The organism is Lysinibacillus sp. 38-6 (assembly GCF_046245175.1).
In the GTDB taxonomy this organism is placed as follows: Bacteria; Bacillota; Bacilli; order Bacillales_A; family Planococcaceae; genus Lysinibacillus.
In genome coordinates, this window is record NZ_CP176417.1 from 1,894,608 (window position 1) to 1,915,353 (window position 20,746).

The following is a 20,746-nucleotide window of genomic DNA, read 5'->3' on the forward strand; positions in this document are numbered from 1 at the left end:
CAAACAATAACATTAAAATACTACCACATGAATTCTATCACGTCAACCTGTACATTACATATTTCTCAAATGCTAAACGGTATTTGCGATAGTTCCATTCTTTTAGCACTTGTAGCCATATAAATAAGCAAAGAATCGCTAGAAAAATGGATTGTGGTAAAGTTATTAAAGTTATAAAGAATAGTATAGTCGCAAAAATAAGAGAAAGCGAATAATAATATTCAAATAATCGCGCACTTGGATACACTAAAAATAAACATGCAAGAATAATCCTCCCACCGTCTAGTGGAATGATTGGCAATAGATTAATTATTAGTAATACTAGCTGCACATTAATAAGTCGCGTTGCAATTAACTCCGGCATGAAAAAAGCAAGGCCAATCCCCAGTATTGTGAAGATTGGTCCTCCTAATGCGATCCACAGTAGTGATGATGCCTGCACAGCTGCTGGATTTTCAAATTCAATTTCCCCTCCATAAGGTGCAATGACACATGATTTTATTTTCACGCCGCACAGCATTGCAGCCAATAAATGGCCAGCTTCATGCCATAGCAACGAAGTTAATATAATTGCATAATAGGCAATTTGGCCACTAAAAATCATTAATAAAATGAGAGGGATACAAAGTAAATGCAATTTAACTTTCATCGTTCTCCGTCATTTCAAGCCATTGTACAATCTGTTCTAAATTATAATGGGTTTTGTCTTTCTCAATCGAGATATAAAGTTGGCCAGTCTGCTTCATACCGATTAAGTCAGTAGCCTGCACAGTTGTGTATGGTAGTTGTGCCAAACTATCAAGCATTCCGTAAGACACCGTTGTGCCATCCTCATAGCTAATGGTCATCGTTTTTCCCGTATATTTTGTATGACCTGTAAAAACAACGAGCCCGCTTTGCCCTGCATAGACAGGGAGACCAATATCATATTGTAACAAAAACCCCTCTTTAAAAACTTGCGCATTCGTAAACGTTAATAGTTCAGTTTGCCCGACATCACTCGAAACCATAATAGTTTCTTCTTCTTTTTTTAACCAACTTTTTCCGAGCTCACTTAAATAAGTTATATCTGCTGATGTCGTGACAAGCTTTCGTATAGGCGTTTTCACTACACCTTGATCTTCTAAACGAATTACAAGCATGATTGTAGCTACAAGTAATATCATGACAATCCATTTCCATTTTTTAAACAAGCTCTCATCCTTTTTTCACACTATATGAGCCGGCATGTCCATTCATGCACGAAAAAAAGTGCCAGGCACTCACACAATTCTCGCACAATTTAAAAAACCTTTCCGTGCAAAAGCACGAAAAGGTTTCGTTTATCTTGAAAATAATGCTTTAAGTTTTGAAAACATGCCGCGTTGCTCATCTTCAATTGCCATTAACGGCACAGATTCACCTAAAATACGACGCGCAATATTACGGTAGCCTAGAGATGCTTTATTCGTCGGGTCCATAACGACCGGTTCACCTTTATTTGATGATGAAATAACACCTTCACTATCAACGATAATACCTAATAGATCAATCGATAAATGTGTTGTAATTTCATTGACGTCCAGTGTATCACCGTTTTTCATCATATGCTGACGAATACGATTAATAATAAGTTTAGGCGCTGTAATTTCTTCTTGTTCAAGCAGCCCAATAATGCGATCCGCATCTCGCACTGCAGAGATTTCTGGTGTCGTCACGACAATAGCATGATCTGCACCCGCAACTGCATTGCGATAACCTTGCTCAATACCAGCAGGACAATCAATTAAAACATAATCATAGTCTCTCTTTAACTCTTCTACTAAGCTCTCCATTTGCTCAGGTGTGACAGCATTTTTATCTGTCGTTTGAGCAGCAGGTAATAAAAATAGTTTATCATCTACACGTTTATCTTTAATTAATGCTTGATGGATTTTACAGCGACCTTCCACAACATCAACTAAATCATAAATAATGCGGTTTTCAAGACCTAGAATAACATCTAGATTTCTCAAGCCGATATCTGTATCTACTAAACATACTTTTTTCCCTTGTAGAGCCAATGCAGTCCCGAGGTTAGCCGTTGTTGTCGTTTTACCGACACCGCCCTTACCTGAAGTTATGACGATCGCTTCTCCCACACTAGCTTCCTCCCTTAGACACATTTAATAATGGTCGGATATTTTTTAACGCATGAATTTGATCGTATGCAATACGCCCATCATAGCCGATAAATGCACAAGCCATGTCTGCTTGATTAATCGCCTTTACATGTTCGTCTGACATTACCTCAACTTGATCAGCAATCATAATATGTGTGGCTTCTAAACGAGAGGCAGCAATTATGGCTTCCTTATTTCCATGCACACCTGCATGCACAATTCCCTTTAGCCTGCCAAGGACATATACATTACCACCTGCTTCTACTCGACCATTCGGATTCACATTCCCCACAATTACTAAATCCCCCGAGGCACGTAGAACTTGTCCTGATCTGACCACTCCTACATATGTATCTTGTTGGCTTTCTATCATTTTCTTGTTGCTTTCATGGACAGTCAGTACTTCACTTTGCACTTTTGCTACAATTAACTCTTCTGATTCTTGAACAATTTTTACTAGCTCTTTTACCTGTTCATCCGAACAGTATCGATAGCCTAAATGTAATTGTACATCTACTTTACCATCGATACCGCCTTCTGAAACTTTTCGTTTTAACTCTTCTACTAAATCGGTATACGAACATTGATCGTCTAAACGAAGAACAAAACCGTCCTTTGTTCCCTTCATATTAACTAATTGTTTTTTCATGAATGCCTCACCTCACGTTGCTCTTGATATTAAGAAACTTCACGTGCTCTCTGTAAGACACGCGCATTAATTAGATACTTGAAGGCCCAACCAAGAATCATTAAAAATAACGTATTCGCAATGATTGTTGGCAGTAGTCGTGATTGTAAGAAATCCGATAACGGTATCGTTGTAAAAGCGATTAGATAGAAGAATTGATAAAGTACAAATTCTAAAATTGCTACTAACACAACTGAAATAGTTGTTGTCACAACTAAGTGCTGATGAATTATCTTCACGATAGACCCTGCTAAAAAACAAATAAGCGGATAGAGTACCGAATATAATCCAATAATATCAATGTAAAACACATCATACAAGACACCAAAAAAAAGTCCATACATTACCGCACGTTGACGGCTGTAATAGATGGATATAAATATTAAGTATAGAATTAAAAATCGGGGTACTAGATAGTAGATATGCCCGCTCACTTCAATCGGTGAAAGCATTGCAAACACTGGTTCTAGTAGAAATAGCAAGACTGCAACAGAGGGAATAAGAAAACGAACCATTACTTTTCCCCCTCTTCAGTAGCCTTTTGTGGATTTGTTAAATCTTCATTCGTTGAGTCGCCATCAGAACCATCTATTACGGTTGTTGTTCTTTTCGCTATGACAACATTTTCTAAAATCGAGAAATCTGCAGATGGTTTGACATAAGCCATTTTTGTTAAGCCAAAATCATCTGTACTTACTTCCGTAATTTCTCCGATTGGCACACCTTTAGGGAAAATACCACCAAGACCAGAAGAAACTACTTTTTCACCTTTTTTCACATTTAAGCTAGAATCGATTCGCTTCATAATGAGTTCATTTCGTTCTTTATCAAAGCCCTCGATTAAACCGTATGCCTCTTTTTCTCCTAAAACCATCGCAGAAACACGATAGTTAGGATTATTTGTATATAAAAGCTCTACTTCAGAGGTGAAAGGAGTCACCAACGTAATTTTACCGACTAGCCCTTTCGCTGTCATCACTGCCATATTTTTTTCTACACCATGAGAGGAACCTCTATTTAAAATAATTTTCTCTTCCCATTGGTCAGGATTTCTAGCAATAACCGTCGCTTGAATTGGATTAAATGCTTTTAAACTATCAGATTTAGAAAGTTCAAGTAGCTTTTCATTTTCAGATTTTAATACCAATGCTTCGGCTTGTACAGCTGCAAAGTCTTCTAAGCGTGCTTTTAAACGTTTATTTTCTTCGTACGTGTTTAAGAGGGAGTCAATATTATTAAAAATACCTGTTATGTAATTCGCCGGCTTCGCAACAATAGATTGTGCGACGCCGACAGTATCTTTAATAATTTGCTCTGGTAAAGTTGCATTCGTCCGATCTCGTAATGAGAAGCTAATCAATGCCACAAGAAAAACCATGCCCACTAGTAGCAGTATCACTTTCTTATTGAAAAAAAACTGTGGCATTGCCTAAACCTCCTTACCCTTTTACTTGTTGTTGACGAATTAAATCAATATGATCTAAAGCTTTACCTGTCCCAATAGCTACACAGTCTAATGGATCTTCTGCAATAAATACAGGCATATTTGTTTCTTTGCTAATAACTTTGTCTAAATTCGTTAATAATGCGCCACCGCCTGTTAAAACGATTCCTCGTTCCATCACGTCAGCAGATAATTCCGGTGGTGTTTGTTCTAATGTTTTTCGTACACCGTCAATAATTGACGATACCGCTTCACGCAATGATTCTGAAATTTCATGAGAAGAAATTTCGATCGTTTTTGGTAAACCTGTTAACAGGTCACGACCTCGAATTTCCATTTTTTCTTCTGGACCTTCAGCAAATGCTGTACCGATTTCCATTTTTACTGCCTCTGCAGTACGTTCACCAATTGTTAAGTTATACGTTTTACGGATATATGAAATGATTGCTTGATCCATTGCATCCCCGCCGATACGAACTGACTCACTTGTTACGATACCACCTAATGAAATAACGGCTACTTCAGTTGTACCTCCACCGATATCAACAACCATAGACCCTGTTGGATCCCAAACTGGTAAGTTCGCTCCAATAGCTGCTGCAAATGGCTCTTCAATTGTAAATGCTTCTTTTGCGCCTGCTTGACGAGAGGCATCAATTACTGCACGTTGTTCAACCGATGTAATACCGTATGGCACACAGATCATTACATTCGGTTTTTTCCAATTACCGCCAGAGTTTTTACAAGCTTCTTTTAAATAATATTCGATCATCGCCGTTGTAATATCATAATCAGCAATAACCCCATCTTTCATCGGACGAATCGCCACGATAGATCCAGGTGTACGGCCAATCATATTTTTCGCATCATTACCAACTGCAACGATGTCTCCTGTTTTTGTATTTTTTGCTACTACAGAAGGCTCGCGTAAAACGATCCCCTTCCCTTTAATAAAAACTAATGTATTCGCTGTGCCAAGGTCAATCCCGACATCTTTACTACCTAATCCAAACAAATTGTGTACTCCCTTTCTATTTAAGCCATACTATCGTTGACATAAAATCATACCGTTCATTATAACGGATAAACGCAAGAATTTGTAGTGCCACATACCTCTTCTTGCAGAAAACTTACTATTTTAATTCCCTCTTAAACTAAATATAGTACGTATAGATTAGCATATTATTTTTTTTCATGTAAGACAACGCATTATAGGCTACCAATTTTTGTGAATGCTATAGATATTTCTACGAATACAATAACGTCATTCATCCAAAAAGGTTCATTATAAATTGTACTATTATAAAAAATGATCTAACTATACTAACTTTAGATTATACTATAAAAACTTTATCATATAAAAATCGGCGCAGTCTACGGGACTATTTACAGTCAATAGCACAAATTGGACAGCCATGAGTGCTTTTACGCGGGAACAATAAAAAGTGTTAGATTGACTGCCATCAATCTAACACTTTTAATCTGCCGTCGATGTCCGCTATAGCTGGTGCTGCTAGCTTAGACACACAGTAAGCTGAAATTTTCTAGCACGCTACTTGTTTTCAAGCAGGAGTAGGAGTCACCACTGGCGCTACCATCAGCTAAAGTTTTTGCAAATTCTAAGAATGTGTTGTCCCTTTTTAAAGAGACGCTTATTCCTTTTAGATGTAGCCTAACTAATATTGGCTGAAAACAGCTCTACCGTTTTCAATATGGTGTTCGCATAGCCTGCTAAGAAACGAGGTGATTTGCATTGCGTGTTGTTCTTCGTTAGCAGATGAGGCCTTGTCTTTGTACTACGCTATGTACGAATGTTATGTGCTCTCTACGTTGTACAAAAGTAGATTAACGCATTTACTTCGCCTAGCCAATCTTTTTTGTAGACTAACGCTACATAAAACCTTTTTCTTTTAAGCTAATAAATTGATGGTCACCGATAATGACGTGATCCAATAACTCAATGCCAATAATAAAGCCTGCTTCCTGAATTCTTTTTGTTACCTCAATATCTTCCGGACTCGGTGTCGGCACACCACTTGGATGATTATGAGCACAAATAATGGAGGCAGCTGAGCGTTTGACAGCTTCACGAAAAATTTCCCGTGGATGCACAATGGAAGCATTCAAACCGCCAATAAAAATTGTTTTTTTATGGATAATTTGATTTTTCACATCGAGAAAAAGCACAACAAAATGTTCTTGACTTAGCGAGGTCATATCCGGCATTAAATAGGCTGCGGCATCTTGCGGAGAACGAACTGTATACTTGTCATCGTTTTGCTTTTGAGACAAGCGCCTCCCGAGCTCTATAGCAGCTAAAATTTGAATTGCCTTGACCTCTCCAATACCTTTGATCGCAACCATTTCTTCAATTGTTGCATGCTTTAAATGATGTAAACGTTCAAATGTACTTAAAACACGGTTGGCAAGGACAAGAACTGATTCTTCCTTCGTGCCTGTCCTTAGTAAAATGGCCAATAGCTCCTGATTCGATAAGCTCATTGCCCCTTGCCTTAAAAGTCTTTCACGTGGTCGATCTGCTATATTAACATCGCGAATCATCATATCTGGTAAAACATCTGTTGGCAATTGCTTCACTCCTTCGCAAATTGGATAATGTGTCGTGCTACCAATTGCGCAAACAACGCTGCAAGTGGTAAGCCCACAACATTGTTATAATCTCCTTCAATTCGCTCAACTAATAAAGTCCCCGCAGTTTGAATACCATAACCGCCAGCCTTATCATAACAATCTCCAGATGCTACATACGCTTCAATAAGTTCTTGCGATAAAGTATGGAATACAACTGCTGTTTCTTCTACAAAGGTTGTTTCTAATCCATTCGGTTCAATAATAGCTACAGCTGTCATGACCGCATGACGCTTGCCTGATAAACGTGATAAGTGAGAAATTGCTTCCTCACGTGTTTTTGGCTTATGCAGTAGCTCATTGTCAAACACGACAATCGTATCTGCACCGATAATCGTTGCATTCGGCACTTTTTTGGCGACATCGCGTGTTTTTAAAAGTGCCACACCTTTTACATAATCTTGCATCGTTGTTGCTTGGACGCTTGTCTCTTCTACATCACTTGTGACAATGTCAAACGGAAGGTCCAGCATAGCCAGCAATTCCTTTCGTCGTGGTGAAGCGGAAGCAAGCACTAATCTATGATTTGTTTCAAACATAATTTCACCATTCCTCCTTGTCTCTATCATAACGGAGAATACGGTATTTGAAAATTTTCAAAAAAGCATGATAATGCGCTTTTAACGCTATTTTCTACTTAAAATTTTGTTTGAAGACAAGCATTTTTTGACTTGTAATGCGCGAATATTTGCAAGCGAATAACGCTGATATCGTTGGAAATAGTCGTTGCTGCCTTACCGATACTTTGCCAATCAGCAGGCAATGTTGAATCTTTCGACGCTTCGCTAAAATTTAATTTTTTCGTATTTTTATCAGCTAATACATTTGTTACTTCAGCTATTGTCGCCTCTTTACAACTGTCGCCGGTAACGCTGAATGCTTTTTTAAATGTTGGTGGGTCTTTTAAAAAAACTAAGTCACTTTCATCCGTCACCATGCTTGTCCAGACATAATATTTTCCTTCTACTTCAACAACTGCACTTTCTTGCAATGTAGGATGCTCGGCAACAAAAGCACTAGCACTTGCATAATTCGAAAAAACGCCTGCTTGACTCGCATAAAACATCGTTGATTTTGCGGTACCCCCTGCGGTCGGTATTGTCTCTGAATTTGACTTTGAATCTGCACCAGCTTCTGCTTGTCCGTTTTCATTTTGTGCTACTTCACTGTCCTTTTTTAAAGAAAGTTGTGTACTTGCTTGGAGAACGCCTAAAAAAATGGCTACACCAAATAGCCCGACGATGCCACCAATTAGCATTGCGCGCACAACTTGTTTTCTAACTACCTGACTAACAATTTTCATACGCTCATCACCTCTCCCTTCAACCTAACAAAATGAACGTAAAAAAAGACGAGACTACTGTCGCCTCGTCTAAAAAATTTATCGCTAATTACTAGCAAAATTCGTCTTTAATTTTCAAAGCTCGCCAACTTAAGGAATCGAGCCTGTCCTGTTATTTTTCCTTAATTGACGGCGAAAGCCGCCCACATATAAGGGAAGTGAACACCAGACATCTGCTATTCTTCATAAGTTGCTTTCGGTAGAAGTATGACGAATTGTTTATCCTGCTAGCAAAGCCATATACATAATTTGACGTCGTGTCATAATTATTTTTTGTTTGGTCCAAGCAGCTTACTGCGCACTTCTGTTAATAAATATAAAGAGCCTGACACGATTGTTCTACATTTCTTCTCTGACTGCTGTTGTAAAAATGAAATCGCATCACTTAAAATCGCTTTTTGCGAGGCACCGCTTATTGCCAACAATTCTTCTGCAGCCATCGCACGCGGATTATCAAAATCAACAAAATAAAATTGTTCGCTAATTTGCTCAAAGTTTCGTAACACTTCTTTTACATCTTTATCGCCCAATATACCGATAACGAAAGTAACCGATTCATGAGGAAACTGTTGACGAATTGTTGCTACCAATTTTTCTGCACTATCAGGATTATGAGCACCGTCAAAAATAACATAGGGCATCACTTCTTCAAAGCGACCTAAGATGCTTGCGCCTTCAATCCCACGACGCAAGCTTTCCACGTCGACTGTCCTATGTAGTACAGCTGCCACTTCAATAAAAGCAGTGATGGCTAATGCCATATTATTCGCTTGATGTGGCCCTTTCATTTGGCGTGTAAGATTTGTAATATATACGTTTTGTTCATGATTTTGATAGCACTCATCCTGAAGCTTCTGTTCAACTGTAAAATGTTGATTTAGTGCAAAAATAGGTGCTTGCTTAGCATGTGCTACTTGCTCAATAACTACCTTCGCCTCTAGTGGGACTTCACCAATTACTACAGGGCGATGTGGCTTAATGATTCCTGCTTTGTGTTGTGCAATACTTTCAATAGTCGACCCTAAAAATTTTGTATGTTCAAGAGCAATACTTGGAATAATGGAGACGATTGGTAGCACTACATTCGTACTATCCAATAAGCCCCCCATTCCCGCTTCGATTAAGGCGATATCGACATCACAATTAACAAAATGCAAAAATGCAGCGACGGTTAACAGTTCAAAATCCGTCAGTTTCCCACTTAGCCCAGCGCTTTTCATTTGTTGAAAGACACGATCCATTTGTGCTTGGGTAATGCATTGTTTCATTACTTGAATTTGGTCATGCACATTAACAAGACAAGGAGACATAAATGTTCCTACTTTTAGGCCATGCTCGTGCGCAATCGCCTCTAAAAAAGTGACGGTTGAGCCTTTACCATTCGTACCCGCAAGATGTACAATTTGCAGTTTTTTCTCTGGATTCCCCACTAACGCTAATGCTTCTTCAATAGCTGTTAGACCAGGCTTGATAACATCATCACTTGTTACAGACCATCTTTTTTTATAGTCATCAAATAACGGAATCATCGCATATCCTCCTGCAACCACTGGCGAACTTCAGCTATAAAATAAAGTGAGCCTGTAATAACGACAATCTCTTGCTGATTCTTATTTTGGATCACTTGCTGGACAATTGTTTGCCAGTTGGGATTATACTGTTTGTCCTTATGTGTTGACAGCTGCGCTAATTGTTCAGCTGGCATAGCATTCGGCAAAGCAATTTGTGTAAAGGACATAGATGTTGCGACTGCATCCATTAAAGCAATACTATTGGCATGATCCTTATCCGAAAGTGCCGCATAAATAAAGCGATATGGTTGATGTGGATAGACCGTCTGTAATGTTTGAATTAAAGCAGCTGTCCCTTCTGAATTATGTGCACCATCTAACACAATATTATGCGCAAATTGTTCAAAACGCCCTGCCCACTGTGCATGTTGTAATGCCTGACGCATGGATTGTTCGGATAGTTGCGCATGACCTTGCTGCTGTATTATTTTCATCGCTGTAATGGCAAGACTAGCATTTGCTATTTGATGCGCCCCCGCCATCTTTAATTGCAGCTCATTGATGGTATCTTTTGCACTGCGATAATCGAATGTTTGCCTAGTCGTCTCCTGCTGTCGTGCCTCTACTGTAAAATCATATCCCAACACATAGCATGGCGCATGACGCTGCTGTGCTACCTGTTGAATGACAGCAAGTGCCTCTTCATTTTTAACCCCTACCACAACGGGTACACCTTCTTTAATAATACCAGCCTTTTCAAAAGCAACCTTGGCAAACGTATCGCCTAAGAAGGCTGTATGCTCCAATGAGATTGTCGTAATAATGGACACTAGTGGTGTTATGACATTCGTGGCGTCTAACCGACCGCCAAGCCCTGTTTCAATAAGCGCAAAATCCACTTGTTCTTCGGCAAAATATTGGAACATGATAAGTGTCACGACTTCAAAAAAGCTTGGATAGTCGCCATTGTAATGCGCTTCAATAATGGAAGCGATATTGTTCATATACTGTAAAAATTGTTCATCAGAAATTGGACTTCCATTGATCGTCATACGTTCATTAACGCGTGTTAAATGCGGTGAAGTAAAAGCGCCTACTCGATAGCCTTCTTTCTCGAACATTTCCCGCAAAACATTAACCGTAGAACCCTTCCCATTGGAACCTGCTAAATGGATCGTTCGTAATGTATCCTGCGGGTTTCCTAAATGAGCCAATACTTCACGCATCATCACTAATGGCTCACGTTTATGGTCAACCGCCTTTAATGAAAAAATAAAATCTGTACATGCTTTTATCGTTGTAAACAAAAGAAACACTCCCTCTCACTCTAGTATAAAGGGTGCCAGGCACACAAACAATTCAGACACAATTTTAAAAACACACAGAAAATCACTAAAGGAGTGAGCATCTGTGTGTTTTTAACTAGTTTTTTTCAAAAAAACAGCAAATTATTGTAATTGATGAACGCCTAATAGCGCACCCATATCATCTAAAATAATTTTTGCATCACTATTTAAAAGTGGCAAAACATCTGACCGTTGTACTAATTCAAGCGAGTTTTTTAATGTTCTTTTCAACATTGAAATATCAAAATTTGTGCAGTACTCATTGATTTTATTAATAATAAGTAAATCTGTACGCGTTAATGTTTTCTTTGCTGTATTTTGTCCGTTGTTATTCGCCAATACATGTTTTATCAGTACGCGTCCACTTTCGTTTAATAGGCGATAGTACTTCGCTTCCGATAACTTTAGGAGATTCGCCTCAATCAATCCTCTTGCATTGACAAAATCTAATTCATCACAGGCTTTATTTACCTTTACAACAATTGTTCCAATATTTCCAGACATATTAAACCTCCGTTATTCTTTTTAACCCTAAAGAAAAAGACCATTCTACTAAACATAGAATAGCCATAAAAATTAAATAGCATTACATTTTAATGGTAACCAGGCAATCGTAGCAAAAAGAACACTGCATCTTTTTACCTTAGACCCTAGGCTTTGCGTCCTAACCTTTCGGATAGTTTGCCTTTATCTATTTTACTAACTATATTGTATAATACTATACATTTTTTCCTAACTCAATACATATCTTTCGTTGCATAACGAGAAAAACAGCAGGGGACTATTTCGTCACCTGCTGTTTTTACAACTCACAATGCCATTACATATTTTTTAATTCTTCTAAACGTTTTAAGACAACTGCATGTTTATCTTCGTAGTCCGCTAATTTTTCACGTTCTGCATTTACCAATGCTTCTGGTGCTTTAGAAACGAATTTCTCATTCGATAGCTTACCTGTAACCAGTTTTACTTCTTTCGCCCATTTTTCTAATTCTTTCTCTAGACGAGCGATTTCTTCCTCTAGGTTGATTAACCCTACAAGTGGTAAGAATAGCTCAGCACCCGTCACCACAGCTGTCATCGATTGACTTGGCGCCTCTAAGCCTTCACCAATTGTTAGTGGCTCTGGATTACAGAATTTTTCTAAATAGCTTTGATTCGCTTCTAGAATAGCAACAGTAGCTGCATCCTTAGCAGAAATAAATAATGGTACTTTTTTGCTCATTGGTGTATTAACTTCCGCACGAATATTACGCACTGAACGTATAATATCCATAAGGAGCTTCATATTGTCTGCTTCTTCAGCAAAGTGAAGATCCGTGCGCACAGTAGGCCATGCTGCCACCGTAATTGACTCACCTTCATGCGGTAAGTGTTGCCAAATTTCTTCTGTAATGAATGGCATAAGCGGATGTAATAAACGCATCGTTTGGTCTAGAACGTAAGCTAAAATCGAGCGAGTCGTTTTCTTAGCAGCTTCGTCTTCTCCATTCAACGGTAATTTCGCCATTTCAATATACCAAGAACAGAAATCATCCCAAATAAAGTTATATAACTCACGGCCAACTTCACCGAATTCATAGCGTTCGGCTAATGATGTTACACGTTCAATCGTTTCATTTAAGCGCGTTAAAATCCACTTATCTGCCACTGATTTTTCACCAGTCAAGTCGATTTCATCATACGTCATACCATCCATATTCATTAACGCGAAACGAGAAGCATTCCAAATTTTATTAGCAAAGTTCCATACAGACTCTACTTTTTCAGTTGTATAACGTAAATCTTGACCTGGAGATGAGCCCGTCGCTAAGAAATAACGAAGTGAATCCGCTCCGTATTTTTCAATCACGTCCATAGGGTCTACACCATTGCCAAGTGACTTACTCATCTTACGTCCTTCACCGTCGCGTACTAGTCCGTGGATTAATACATCTTTGAATGGGCGTTGTCCTGTAAATTCAATCCCTTGGAAGATCATACGAGATACCCAGAAGAAAATGATATCGTAACCCGTTACGAGCGTGCTTGTTGGATAATAACGTTGATATTCTTCATTTGCCTCATCAGGCCAACCCATTGTAGAAAATGGCCATAGTGCAGATGAGAACCATGTGTCTAATACATCTTCATCCTGTGTCCAATTTTCTGCATCAGCAGGCGCTTCTTTACCTACGTAAATTTCACCTGTTTCATTGTGATACCAAGCAGGAATTTGGTGTCCCCACCATAATTGGCGAGAAATACACCAGTCACGGATATTTTCCATCCAACGAGAATACGTGTTTTCAAAACGTGATGGAACGAAGTGAACTTTACCTTCCTCGTCTTTTTGCAGTTCTAAAGAGGCATCTGCCAGTGGCTGCATTTTAACGAACCATTGTGCTGAAAGATATGGTTCTACAACTGCACCAGAACGTTCAGAATGTCCTACAGAGTGCATATGCTCTTCAATATTGATTAGAACACCTGCTTCTTGTAAATCTTGAACGATTTGTTTACGGCATTCAAAACGATCCATCCCATTGTATTTACCAGCAAGTTCATTCATTGTGCCATCTTCGTTCATTACTAGAATACGTTCTAAGTTATGACGGTTACCAACTTCAAAGTCGTTCGGATCATGCGCTGGTGTCATTTTTACTACACCTGTACCGAATTCCATATCCACATAATCATCTGCTACGATAGGAATTTCACGGCCCACGATTGGTAAAATAACCGTTTTACCAATTAAATGTTGGTAGCGCTCATCTTTCGGGTGTACCGCTACGCCGGAGTCACCAAGCATTGTTTCAGGGCGTGTCGTTGCAACTTCCACATAGCCTGAACCATCTGCTAATGGGTATTTCATGTGGTAGAATGCACCTTGTACGTCCTGATAGATAACTTCAATATCCGATAAGGCTGTTTTTGCTGCTGGGTCCCAGTTAATAATACGTTCGCCGCGATAAATTAAGCCTTTTTCATATAATTGAACGAATACCGTTTTAACGGCATCAGATAGTCCTTTGTCTAATGTGAAACGCTCGCGAGAGTAATCTAATGCAAGGCCAAGCTTCGCCCATTGCGCGCGAATGTGACCAGCGTACTCTTCTTTCCATTCCCAAGTTTTTTCTAGGAATTTTTCACGTCCCAAATCATAACGTGTAATATTATCTTCACGCAGTTTCGCTTCTACTTTTGCTTGTGTTGCAATACCTGCATGGTCCATCCCTGGTAACCAAAGGGCATCATACCCTTGCATGCGCTTCATGCGGATTAAAATATCTTGAAGCGTTGTATCCCATGCGTGACCAAGGTGCAATTTACCTGTTACGTTCGGCGGTGGAATAACGATGGAATAAGGTTCTTTTCCGCTTTCAGGTTGTGCTTCGAAAAATTTACCTTGTAACCACCATTCATAGCGACCCGTTTCAATTGACTGCGGATCATATTTTGTCGGCATTGAAATGTTTTCTGTCATATAGACTCCTCCTGTTGTTAAAAATGTTTGTGTTGTTAGCTTAGGCAAACTTTATAACCACTCGCCTTCATATTGCAGCGTATTCACACCCAATAATTCAGTGACGATTGCCCGTGGCTTATTTGCTAATCAAATGCATCCATCTTTTTAGCAAATAAAAAAAACTCCTATCGTCAACAAAAGGACGAAGGAGTTTAAGTTCGCGGTACCACCTTTAATTCCAGCAGCATTAAGTTAAGTACTTACATATCATAAGCTTAAGACAGCTGGCTCTCAATTCGTTAACGGTGTTTAACCGGCTTTAACTACTATTAGTTCACTAAAGCTGCTCGAGGGCTACGTTCAATTAAGTACAAATAGAAACTTTTCAGCTACCGTTTCCTCTCTAAAAATGCACAAATAATTTACTCTTCCCTGTCATAGCATCTATATTCGACTGTCAAAATATTGTACCGCAAAATCATCTATTTTATCAAGTAATTTCGTTCATTTCAGCAAGTCTTACAAAGTAAATAGAAAAGGAAGTGATTATTCAAATGCGACGACGTAAGTATAACCCTTGGCTTTTACCACCATGGCTCCGACAATTCCGATTTTATTGTAGAACAATAATCGTACCAATTTGTGGTTTTCAATTTATACGTGTCATCATCATCCCAACTTCTGGCGACCTTATCATCTTATTGCTTTTACTGCTTCTATGCTATTTACTTTTGAAAGACATCATTTGATACACGAACTTTAAGCAGTGTATAACCTTCTGTTAAGTCCCATATCATCGATGGTACTTCATTCCAAGAACTGGATTCACGCACGGCTGTGTGACTTGAAGATTCTCTTAGCACTATTTTTTGCTCGGCTGGTGCTGACGGCTTAGCTTTAGCAGTCGCTTCTACAGATGTCAGTTGCTTTACTTGAACAGTTTGCTCAACAAACGGAGTCGCTTCCACTGGCGCTACAACAAGCTGCTCTTCTAAATTTATAATATTTTCTACTACTGGTACCGCTTCACTAAATGCACTCGTCACCGTCCATTCTAATTGGCATGTTTGATTAGTCAATATCGGACGAACATCCTTCACCATTAAATCTTTAATCGCCGCATCTTTTGGTAAATCAACGTTTAGTGGAACGGCATATTCAAAATAACCTGTATCTCCTTGAATATCGAGCGCATCAATGCTAATGAAGTCTTCAGCGTCCTTAAAAGTTTGCATGTCTTGAAAATCAAAGCGTACATGCGCTGTAATATGATAAATACCGTTTAATCTTAGCGAATCCTCTAATTGCATTGACTGCCATTGTGGTTTTATTTGTACAGCTGCAATTTCTGTAGGGCAACCGTACCCCGGAAAGCAAAATGTCTCACGCATCTTCCAAGTTTTCTGTTCGATAATAATCCCTCCCTTTGCATCATATGAATGGCAAAAGGAATGTATGCTAGCCCAAAAGCGTTAAACAAAGAAAAAGTGTTAGATTGACTACCACCAATCTAACACTTTGTTCGTCGTTGAAGTCCGCTACGCAGTTGCTTGCCGAAGGTTTATCAGCGATTCGCTGACATTTACCGGCGATTTCGCTAGAACTACTGCTTTGCCACAATTAGCTTCTTAACGTCTGTTAATGCTTAAACCGTCGCTACCATTTTAATTTTATTCGCTACACGATCAGTCAGCATTTGTGTAGCTTTTGGTACGATTGGCTTAAAGATTGGGTTTAGAACCGGTCCAGCTAAGCCCCCTGCTGTCACTTCCAAAAAGCCTGTCATTTTTGTATTGTTTGCATCAATCGTTTCTGCCAGGAAATAACCGTTTCCTGTGAAATTATCTGATAGCCCTTTTAATTCAAACGTTACTTTTGAAGGTGCTGTCCACTCTAAAATTGTAATCTCAACTTCTACTGTTTTTTTCAGTACACCTACATTACCTTTAAATGTCCATGTAGAGTGTTTGTCATCTATCATCGTATGCGCGTTGTAACCTGGGACAAGCTTTGCCCATTTTTCCATGTCACTAACGAATTCCCAAACATGTTCAATTGCTACGGGTACTTCAACTGTATGTGTGCCTGTTGCCATTTTAAAACCACTACTTTCTTTTCTGAATAGCTCTATTATAAACTAAAACGCCCACTATTTGGCTATGCTGAAAGTTTTAATTTTGACAAAAAAAAAGCCACCCCAAAAGGATGGCTGTAAGTATGTTATTGTGCTAATTGTGCAAACACTTTATGGAAGGCATCAACCGTTTTCGCGATATGCTCCTCTGTATGTGCTGTCGAAATAAACAATCCTTCAAATTGTGAAGGCGGTAAGAAAATACCTTCTTCGGCCATTAAGCGGAAGTATTCAGCAAATAATTGTAAATCAGACGTTTTCGCTGAAGCAAAATCGATGACATCTTCATTTGTAAAGAAGAAGCCAATCATTGAACCAGCACGATTTACAGTATGTGGAATGTTATATTTTGATGCTGCTGCACGGAAACCTGCTTCTAATTGATCTCCTAACTTTTTAAAGTATTCGTAAGAGTTTGCATCAAGGCGAGATAATGTTTCATAACCCGCAGTCATAGCTAATGGATTACCTGATAATGTGCCTGCTTGATAAATCGGACCAGCTGGTGCTACTTGTTCCATCACTTCTTTTTTACCAGCAAAAGCACCGACAGGAAGCCCACCGCCAATTACTTTTCCAAGCGTCGTCATATCTGGTGTTACGCCAAAGTAGCCTTGTGCACAACCATAATCTACACGGAAGCCTGTCATAACCTCATCAAAGATTAACAGTGCCCCATGTTTAGTAGTTAATTCACGTAAACCTTCGAGGAATCCTGGTTGTGGTGGTACAACACCCATATTTCCCGCCACCGGCTCAACGATAACTGCCGCAAGCTCGGAACCAAATTTTTCAAATACTTGTTGCGCACCTTGTAAATCATTATACGCTACTGTTAAAGTATTACGCGCGATATCTGCAGGAACACCTGGGCTATCAGGTAAACCTAATGTTGCGACACCTGATCCAGCTTTAATTAGTAATGAATCACCATGTCCATGATAGGAACCTTCAAATTTTAAAATTTTATCGCGCCCTGTCACACCACGCGCTACGCGTAAAGCAGACATCGTTGCCTCTGTGCCAGATGATACAAAACGAATCATTTCCATACCTGGTAAACGGTCTAATACTAATTTAGCTAAACGATTTTCTGTATAGCTAGGTGCACCGAATGAAGAGCCTTTTGCTGCTGTTTCTGCAATCGCTTTTACAACGTCTGGATGAGAATGCCCTAAAATTAACGGCCCCCATGATAATACATAATCGATATATTCATTACCATCAATATCTGTAATGATTGCACCTTGACCTGATTCCATAAATATCGGGTCCATATTGACCGATTTAAATGCACGAACAGGACTACTAACCCCACCTGGCATTAAGTGAATTGCTTCTGCATATGCTTGTTTTGATTTTTCGTAAGAACGCGCCATTTATTTCTCCTCCAACCAACGTGCTACATCTTTAGCATGATACGTAATAATTAAATCAGAGCCTGCACGTTTCATGCCTAATAATGTTTCCAGCACTACTTTTTTCTCTTCAATCCAGCCATTAATAGCTGCCGCTTTAATCATTGCATATTCGCCTGATACGTTATAGGCAACAACCGGTAATGTATAATTATTTTTCATATCTCGAATAATGTCTAAATAGCTAAGGGCAGGCTTTACAATTAAGAAATCTGCACCTTCTTCAATATCCGATTCAGCTTCGCGGAATGCTTCCATACGATTGGCTGGGTCCATTTGGTATGATTTACGATCACCAAATTGCGGTGCTCCATCAGCTGCATCACGGAAAGGACCATAGTAGCTGGATGCATATTTAACGGCATATGACATAATTGGTACATTTTCAAAGCCAGCTTCGTCAAGACCAGTACGTATAGCTGCAACAAAGCCATCCATCATATTTGATGGCGCAATAATGTCTGCACCTGCTTTTGCTTGCGATACCGCAGTGCGAGCTAACACATCAAGAGAAGCGTCATTTAAAATTTGCTCGCCCTCAATTAAGCCACAATGACCGTGGTCTGTAAACTCACAAAGACAAGTGTCCGCAATCACTAAAAGTTCTGGATGACGTTCTTTAATAAGGCGTGTCGCTTCTTGAACAATTCCATGATCATGGAAGGCTCCTGTGCCCACTGCATCTTTTTCAGCTGGTAAACCGAATAAAATAACAGCCGGGATACCTAAAGCAACCACTTCATCAACTTCAGCACCTAGGTTATCTAATGAAAACTGAAAAACACCTGGCATAGAAGGAACTTCATTTTTAATATTTTCGCCTTCAATAACGAAAATCGGATAAATTAAGTCTTCTTTGTGTAAATAAGTTTCTTTTACCATAGATCGAATCGTTGCATTTGCACGTAAACGACGATGTCTGTGAAATTGTAAATTTGTCATGTTCTTTCCTCTACTTTCGTTAATTCCTCGATGACTGCTTGCATTGTATAAACACTCGGCATAATGTCTACAGTAGCACCGTGGTTGATAATAGCTGCTTCTGTAATGTGACCAATTGCCGCCACACGTACCGCTTCCCAACCAATTACAGATGCAACATCCATGGCATAAACATCAACAGCGGAAGGGCTTGCAAAAATGACTGTGACATCTGTATGCTGCTGAATGCACTCGATAATTGCTTGTTTTTGATCGTGACGCTCAATCGTTTCATAAACGGTCCATTCATTTAATGTAAAGGGCAAACCTTCCTTTAATGTTTTTTTCGCTTTTTCTCCACGAATAAATAAACATGTTGGATTACCCTTGGCAACAAGTGGAAACTCTTTAACAAATACATCGGCACTAAATACAGAAGGCATAAAGCTCACTTGAAAGCCTAACGTTTCTAATGCCTCCGTCGTTTTCGTGCCAATCGATGCAATTTTCCCTTGAAAATGACTTGCCCGTAATTGGCTACGACTCATTTTCTTTGCAAAAGCATCGACCGCATTTTGACTCGTAAAAATCAGCCAGTTAAATTGACGCGCACATTCTAAATGCACGCCATCATTTCTATCAATAATTTCGCAAGTTTCTATTAATGGGGCAACGACTGCCTGTCCACCTAAGGCGGAAATATCTTCAACAACTGTGGCTGTTTTAGACGTTCCCGTTAAAACGATTGTTTTACCTTGCAAAGGTAAATTATTTTGCATCTTGCTCTGCCTTCACACGTTGAATTAACTCATAGGCACCTTGCTCCGTTAACATTTCAGCAAGTTCACTACCGATTGCTTGGGCATCAGTACCCATCACCGTCTCTTTATAAATAACCGATGCATCCGGTGCGGCAACTAAACCTGTCAGTGTAATTTGTTCCCCATTTAACTTGGCATAACCTGCGATAGGTACTTGGCAACCACCATCCATAGCTGCTAAGAAAGCACGTTCTGCATGCGCTTCTTGCCATGTCGCATTGTCCGTTATTTTTGCAAGTTCTGCTAATAGTTCTGTATCATCTTGACGGCATTCAATGCCTAAAGAGCCTTGCGCAACTGCGGGCAGGCAATCCTCAACAGATAAAAATTCTGTTACGACATCGTCACTCCAGCCAAGTCGTTTGAGACCTGCTGCAGCTAAAATAATAGCATCGTATTCTTCTGTTTCAAGCTTTGCTAAACGTGTATCCACATTGCCACGAATCCATTTGATTTCAATATCTGGACGCATCGTTAAGAGTTGAGCACTACGTCGAAGAGAACTTGTCCCTACTACCGCTCCTGCAGGAAGATCTGCAAATTTCACATGACCTTTGGAAATAAATGCATCACGCGCGTCCTCACGAGGTGGTATGCAACCAATGACTAAACCTTCAGGTAGCACTGCGGGCATATCCTTCATTGAATGAACAGCAAAATCAATTTCTTTATCGAAAAGCGCCTGTTCAATTTCTTTTACAAAAAGCCCTTTACCGCCAACTTTTGAAAGTTGAACGTCTAAAATTTGATCGCCTTTTGTTACGATTTCTTTTACTTCAAATTCAAACGGCGCACCTGCTGCCTTTAGTTCATTGATGAACCAATTTGTTTGCGTTAATGCTAATTTACTTCTCCTAGAACCTACAATAATTTTTCTCAACAG

Annotated in this window: 20 protein-coding genes, 1 riboswitch and 1 other annotated feature; all 20 genes read right to left on the reverse strand. The window is 39.4% G+C overall.

Going from position 1 to position 20,746, the window contains the following annotated elements:
- Positions 1 to 37: 37 nt before the first annotated feature.
- Positions 38 to 649: a stage IV sporulation protein FB gene (locus ACKVEV_RS09810; protein ID WP_409370193.1), complete on the reverse strand. Its 612-nt coding sequence runs from the start codon at positions 647 to 649 to the stop codon at positions 38 to 40.
- Positions 639 to 1,193 (reverse strand): peptidoglycan DD-metalloendopeptidase family protein, encoded by a 555-nt coding sequence (locus ACKVEV_RS09815; RefSeq protein WP_409370194.1) that lies wholly within the window; start codon positions 1,191 to 1,193, stop codon positions 639 to 641. Before ACKVEV_RS09815 ends, ACKVEV_RS09810 begins: the two co-directional genes overlap by 11 nt.
- A 129-nt stretch (positions 1,194 to 1,322) precedes the next feature.
- Positions 1,323 to 2,120, reverse strand: coding sequence for a septum site-determining protein MinD (gene minD / locus ACKVEV_RS09820; RefSeq protein WP_409370195.1), 798 nt, complete (start codon positions 2,118 to 2,120; stop codon positions 1,323 to 1,325).
- 1 nt (position 2,121) lies between these two features.
- The gene (gene minC, locus ACKVEV_RS09825; protein ID WP_409370196.1) at positions 2,122 to 2,790 is read right to left on the reverse strand and encodes a septum site-determining protein MinC; all 669 of its coding nucleotides are present in this window, start codon (positions 2,788 to 2,790) and stop codon (positions 2,122 to 2,124) included.
- 29 nt (positions 2,791 to 2,819) lie between these two features.
- Positions 2,820 to 3,344, reverse strand: a complete 525-nt coding sequence (mreD, locus tag ACKVEV_RS09830; RefSeq protein ID WP_409370197.1) for a rod shape-determining protein MreD — start codon at positions 3,342 to 3,344, stop codon at positions 2,820 to 2,822.
- A complete protein-coding gene (gene mreC, locus ACKVEV_RS09835) occupies positions 3,344 to 4,255 on the reverse strand; it encodes a rod shape-determining protein MreC (RefSeq protein WP_409370198.1) in 912 nt (303 codons plus the stop codon). Before mreC ends, mreD begins: the two co-directional genes overlap by 1 nt.
- Positions 4,256 to 4,268: 13 nt before the next feature.
- Positions 4,269 to 5,288, reverse strand: a complete 1,020-nt coding sequence (locus ACKVEV_RS09840) for a rod shape-determining protein (protein WP_402920997.1) — start codon at positions 5,286 to 5,288, stop codon at positions 4,269 to 4,271.
- Between the two features lie 875 nt (positions 5,289 to 6,163).
- The gene (gene radC / locus ACKVEV_RS09845) at positions 6,164 to 6,835 is read right to left on the reverse strand and encodes a RadC family protein (RefSeq protein ID WP_409370532.1); all 672 of its coding nucleotides are present in this window, start codon (positions 6,833 to 6,835) and stop codon (positions 6,164 to 6,166) included.
- A 32-nt stretch (positions 6,836 to 6,867) separates the two neighbouring features.
- Positions 6,868 to 7,461: a Maf family protein gene (locus ACKVEV_RS09850; RefSeq protein ID WP_409370199.1), complete on the reverse strand. Its 594-nt coding sequence runs from the start codon at positions 7,459 to 7,461 to the stop codon at positions 6,868 to 6,870.
- Positions 7,462 to 7,559: 98 nt separating this feature from the next.
- Positions 7,560 to 8,225 carry a hypothetical protein gene (locus ACKVEV_RS09855; protein WP_409370200.1) on the reverse strand — a complete coding sequence of 222 codons (666 nt, stop codon included), beginning with the start codon at positions 8,223 to 8,225 and terminating at the stop codon, positions 7,560 to 7,562.
- A gap of 305 nt (positions 8,226 to 8,530) precedes the next feature.
- Positions 8,531 to 9,793, reverse strand: a complete 1,263-nt coding sequence (locus ACKVEV_RS09860) for a bifunctional folylpolyglutamate synthase/dihydrofolate synthase (RefSeq protein ID WP_409370201.1) — start codon at positions 9,791 to 9,793, stop codon at positions 8,531 to 8,533.
- Complete coding sequence (locus ACKVEV_RS09865) at positions 9,790 to 11,082, reverse strand: bifunctional folylpolyglutamate synthase/dihydrofolate synthase (RefSeq protein WP_409370202.1); 1,293 nt, start codon at positions 11,080 to 11,082, stop codon at positions 9,790 to 9,792. Before ACKVEV_RS09865 ends, ACKVEV_RS09860 begins: the two co-directional genes overlap by 4 nt.
- A 141-nt stretch (positions 11,083 to 11,223) precedes the next feature.
- A complete protein-coding gene (locus ACKVEV_RS09870) occupies positions 11,224 to 11,625 on the reverse strand; it encodes a hypothetical protein (RefSeq protein WP_409370203.1) in 402 nt (133 codons plus the stop codon).
- A gap of 91 nt (positions 11,626 to 11,716) precedes the next feature.
- Positions 11,717 to 11,817, reverse strand: a riboswitch (cyclic di-GMP riboswitch).
- 124 nt (positions 11,818 to 11,941) lie between these two features.
- Positions 11,942 to 14,587: a valine--tRNA ligase gene (locus ACKVEV_RS09875; RefSeq protein WP_409370204.1), complete on the reverse strand. Its 2,646-nt coding sequence runs from the start codon at positions 14,585 to 14,587 to the stop codon at positions 11,942 to 11,944.
- A 177-nt stretch (positions 14,588 to 14,764) separates the two neighbouring features.
- Positions 14,765 to 15,017, reverse strand: a binding site (T-box leader).
- A 277-nt stretch (positions 15,018 to 15,294) separates the two neighbouring features.
- A complete protein-coding gene (locus ACKVEV_RS09880; protein WP_409370205.1) occupies positions 15,295 to 15,960 on the reverse strand; it encodes a valyl-tRNA synthetase in 666 nt (221 codons plus the stop codon).
- A 254-nt stretch (positions 15,961 to 16,214) separates the two neighbouring features.
- Positions 16,215 to 16,664 carry a CoxG family protein gene (locus ACKVEV_RS09885; protein ID WP_409370206.1) on the reverse strand — a complete coding sequence of 150 codons (450 nt, stop codon included), beginning with the start codon at positions 16,662 to 16,664 and terminating at the stop codon, positions 16,215 to 16,217.
- A gap of 125 nt (positions 16,665 to 16,789) precedes the next feature.
- Positions 16,790 to 18,082 carry a glutamate-1-semialdehyde 2,1-aminomutase gene (hemL, locus tag ACKVEV_RS09890; protein WP_409370207.1) on the reverse strand — a complete coding sequence of 431 codons (1,293 nt, stop codon included), beginning with the start codon at positions 18,080 to 18,082 and terminating at the stop codon, positions 16,790 to 16,792.
- Positions 18,083 to 19,063 (reverse strand): porphobilinogen synthase, encoded by a 981-nt coding sequence (gene hemB, locus ACKVEV_RS09895; protein ID WP_409370208.1) that lies wholly within the window; start codon positions 19,061 to 19,063, stop codon positions 18,083 to 18,085.
- Positions 19,060 to 19,821, reverse strand: coding sequence for a uroporphyrinogen-III synthase (locus ACKVEV_RS09900; RefSeq protein ID WP_409370209.1), 762 nt, complete (start codon positions 19,819 to 19,821; stop codon positions 19,060 to 19,062). The genes hemB and ACKVEV_RS09900 overlap by 4 nt, the downstream gene beginning before the upstream one ends.
- Entirely contained in the window at positions 19,811 to 20,743 is a 933-nt protein-coding gene (gene hemC / locus ACKVEV_RS09905) for a hydroxymethylbilane synthase (protein WP_409370210.1), read from the reverse strand. The genes ACKVEV_RS09900 and hemC overlap by 11 nt, the downstream gene beginning before the upstream one ends.
- Positions 20,744 to 20,746: the final 3 nt, after the last annotated feature.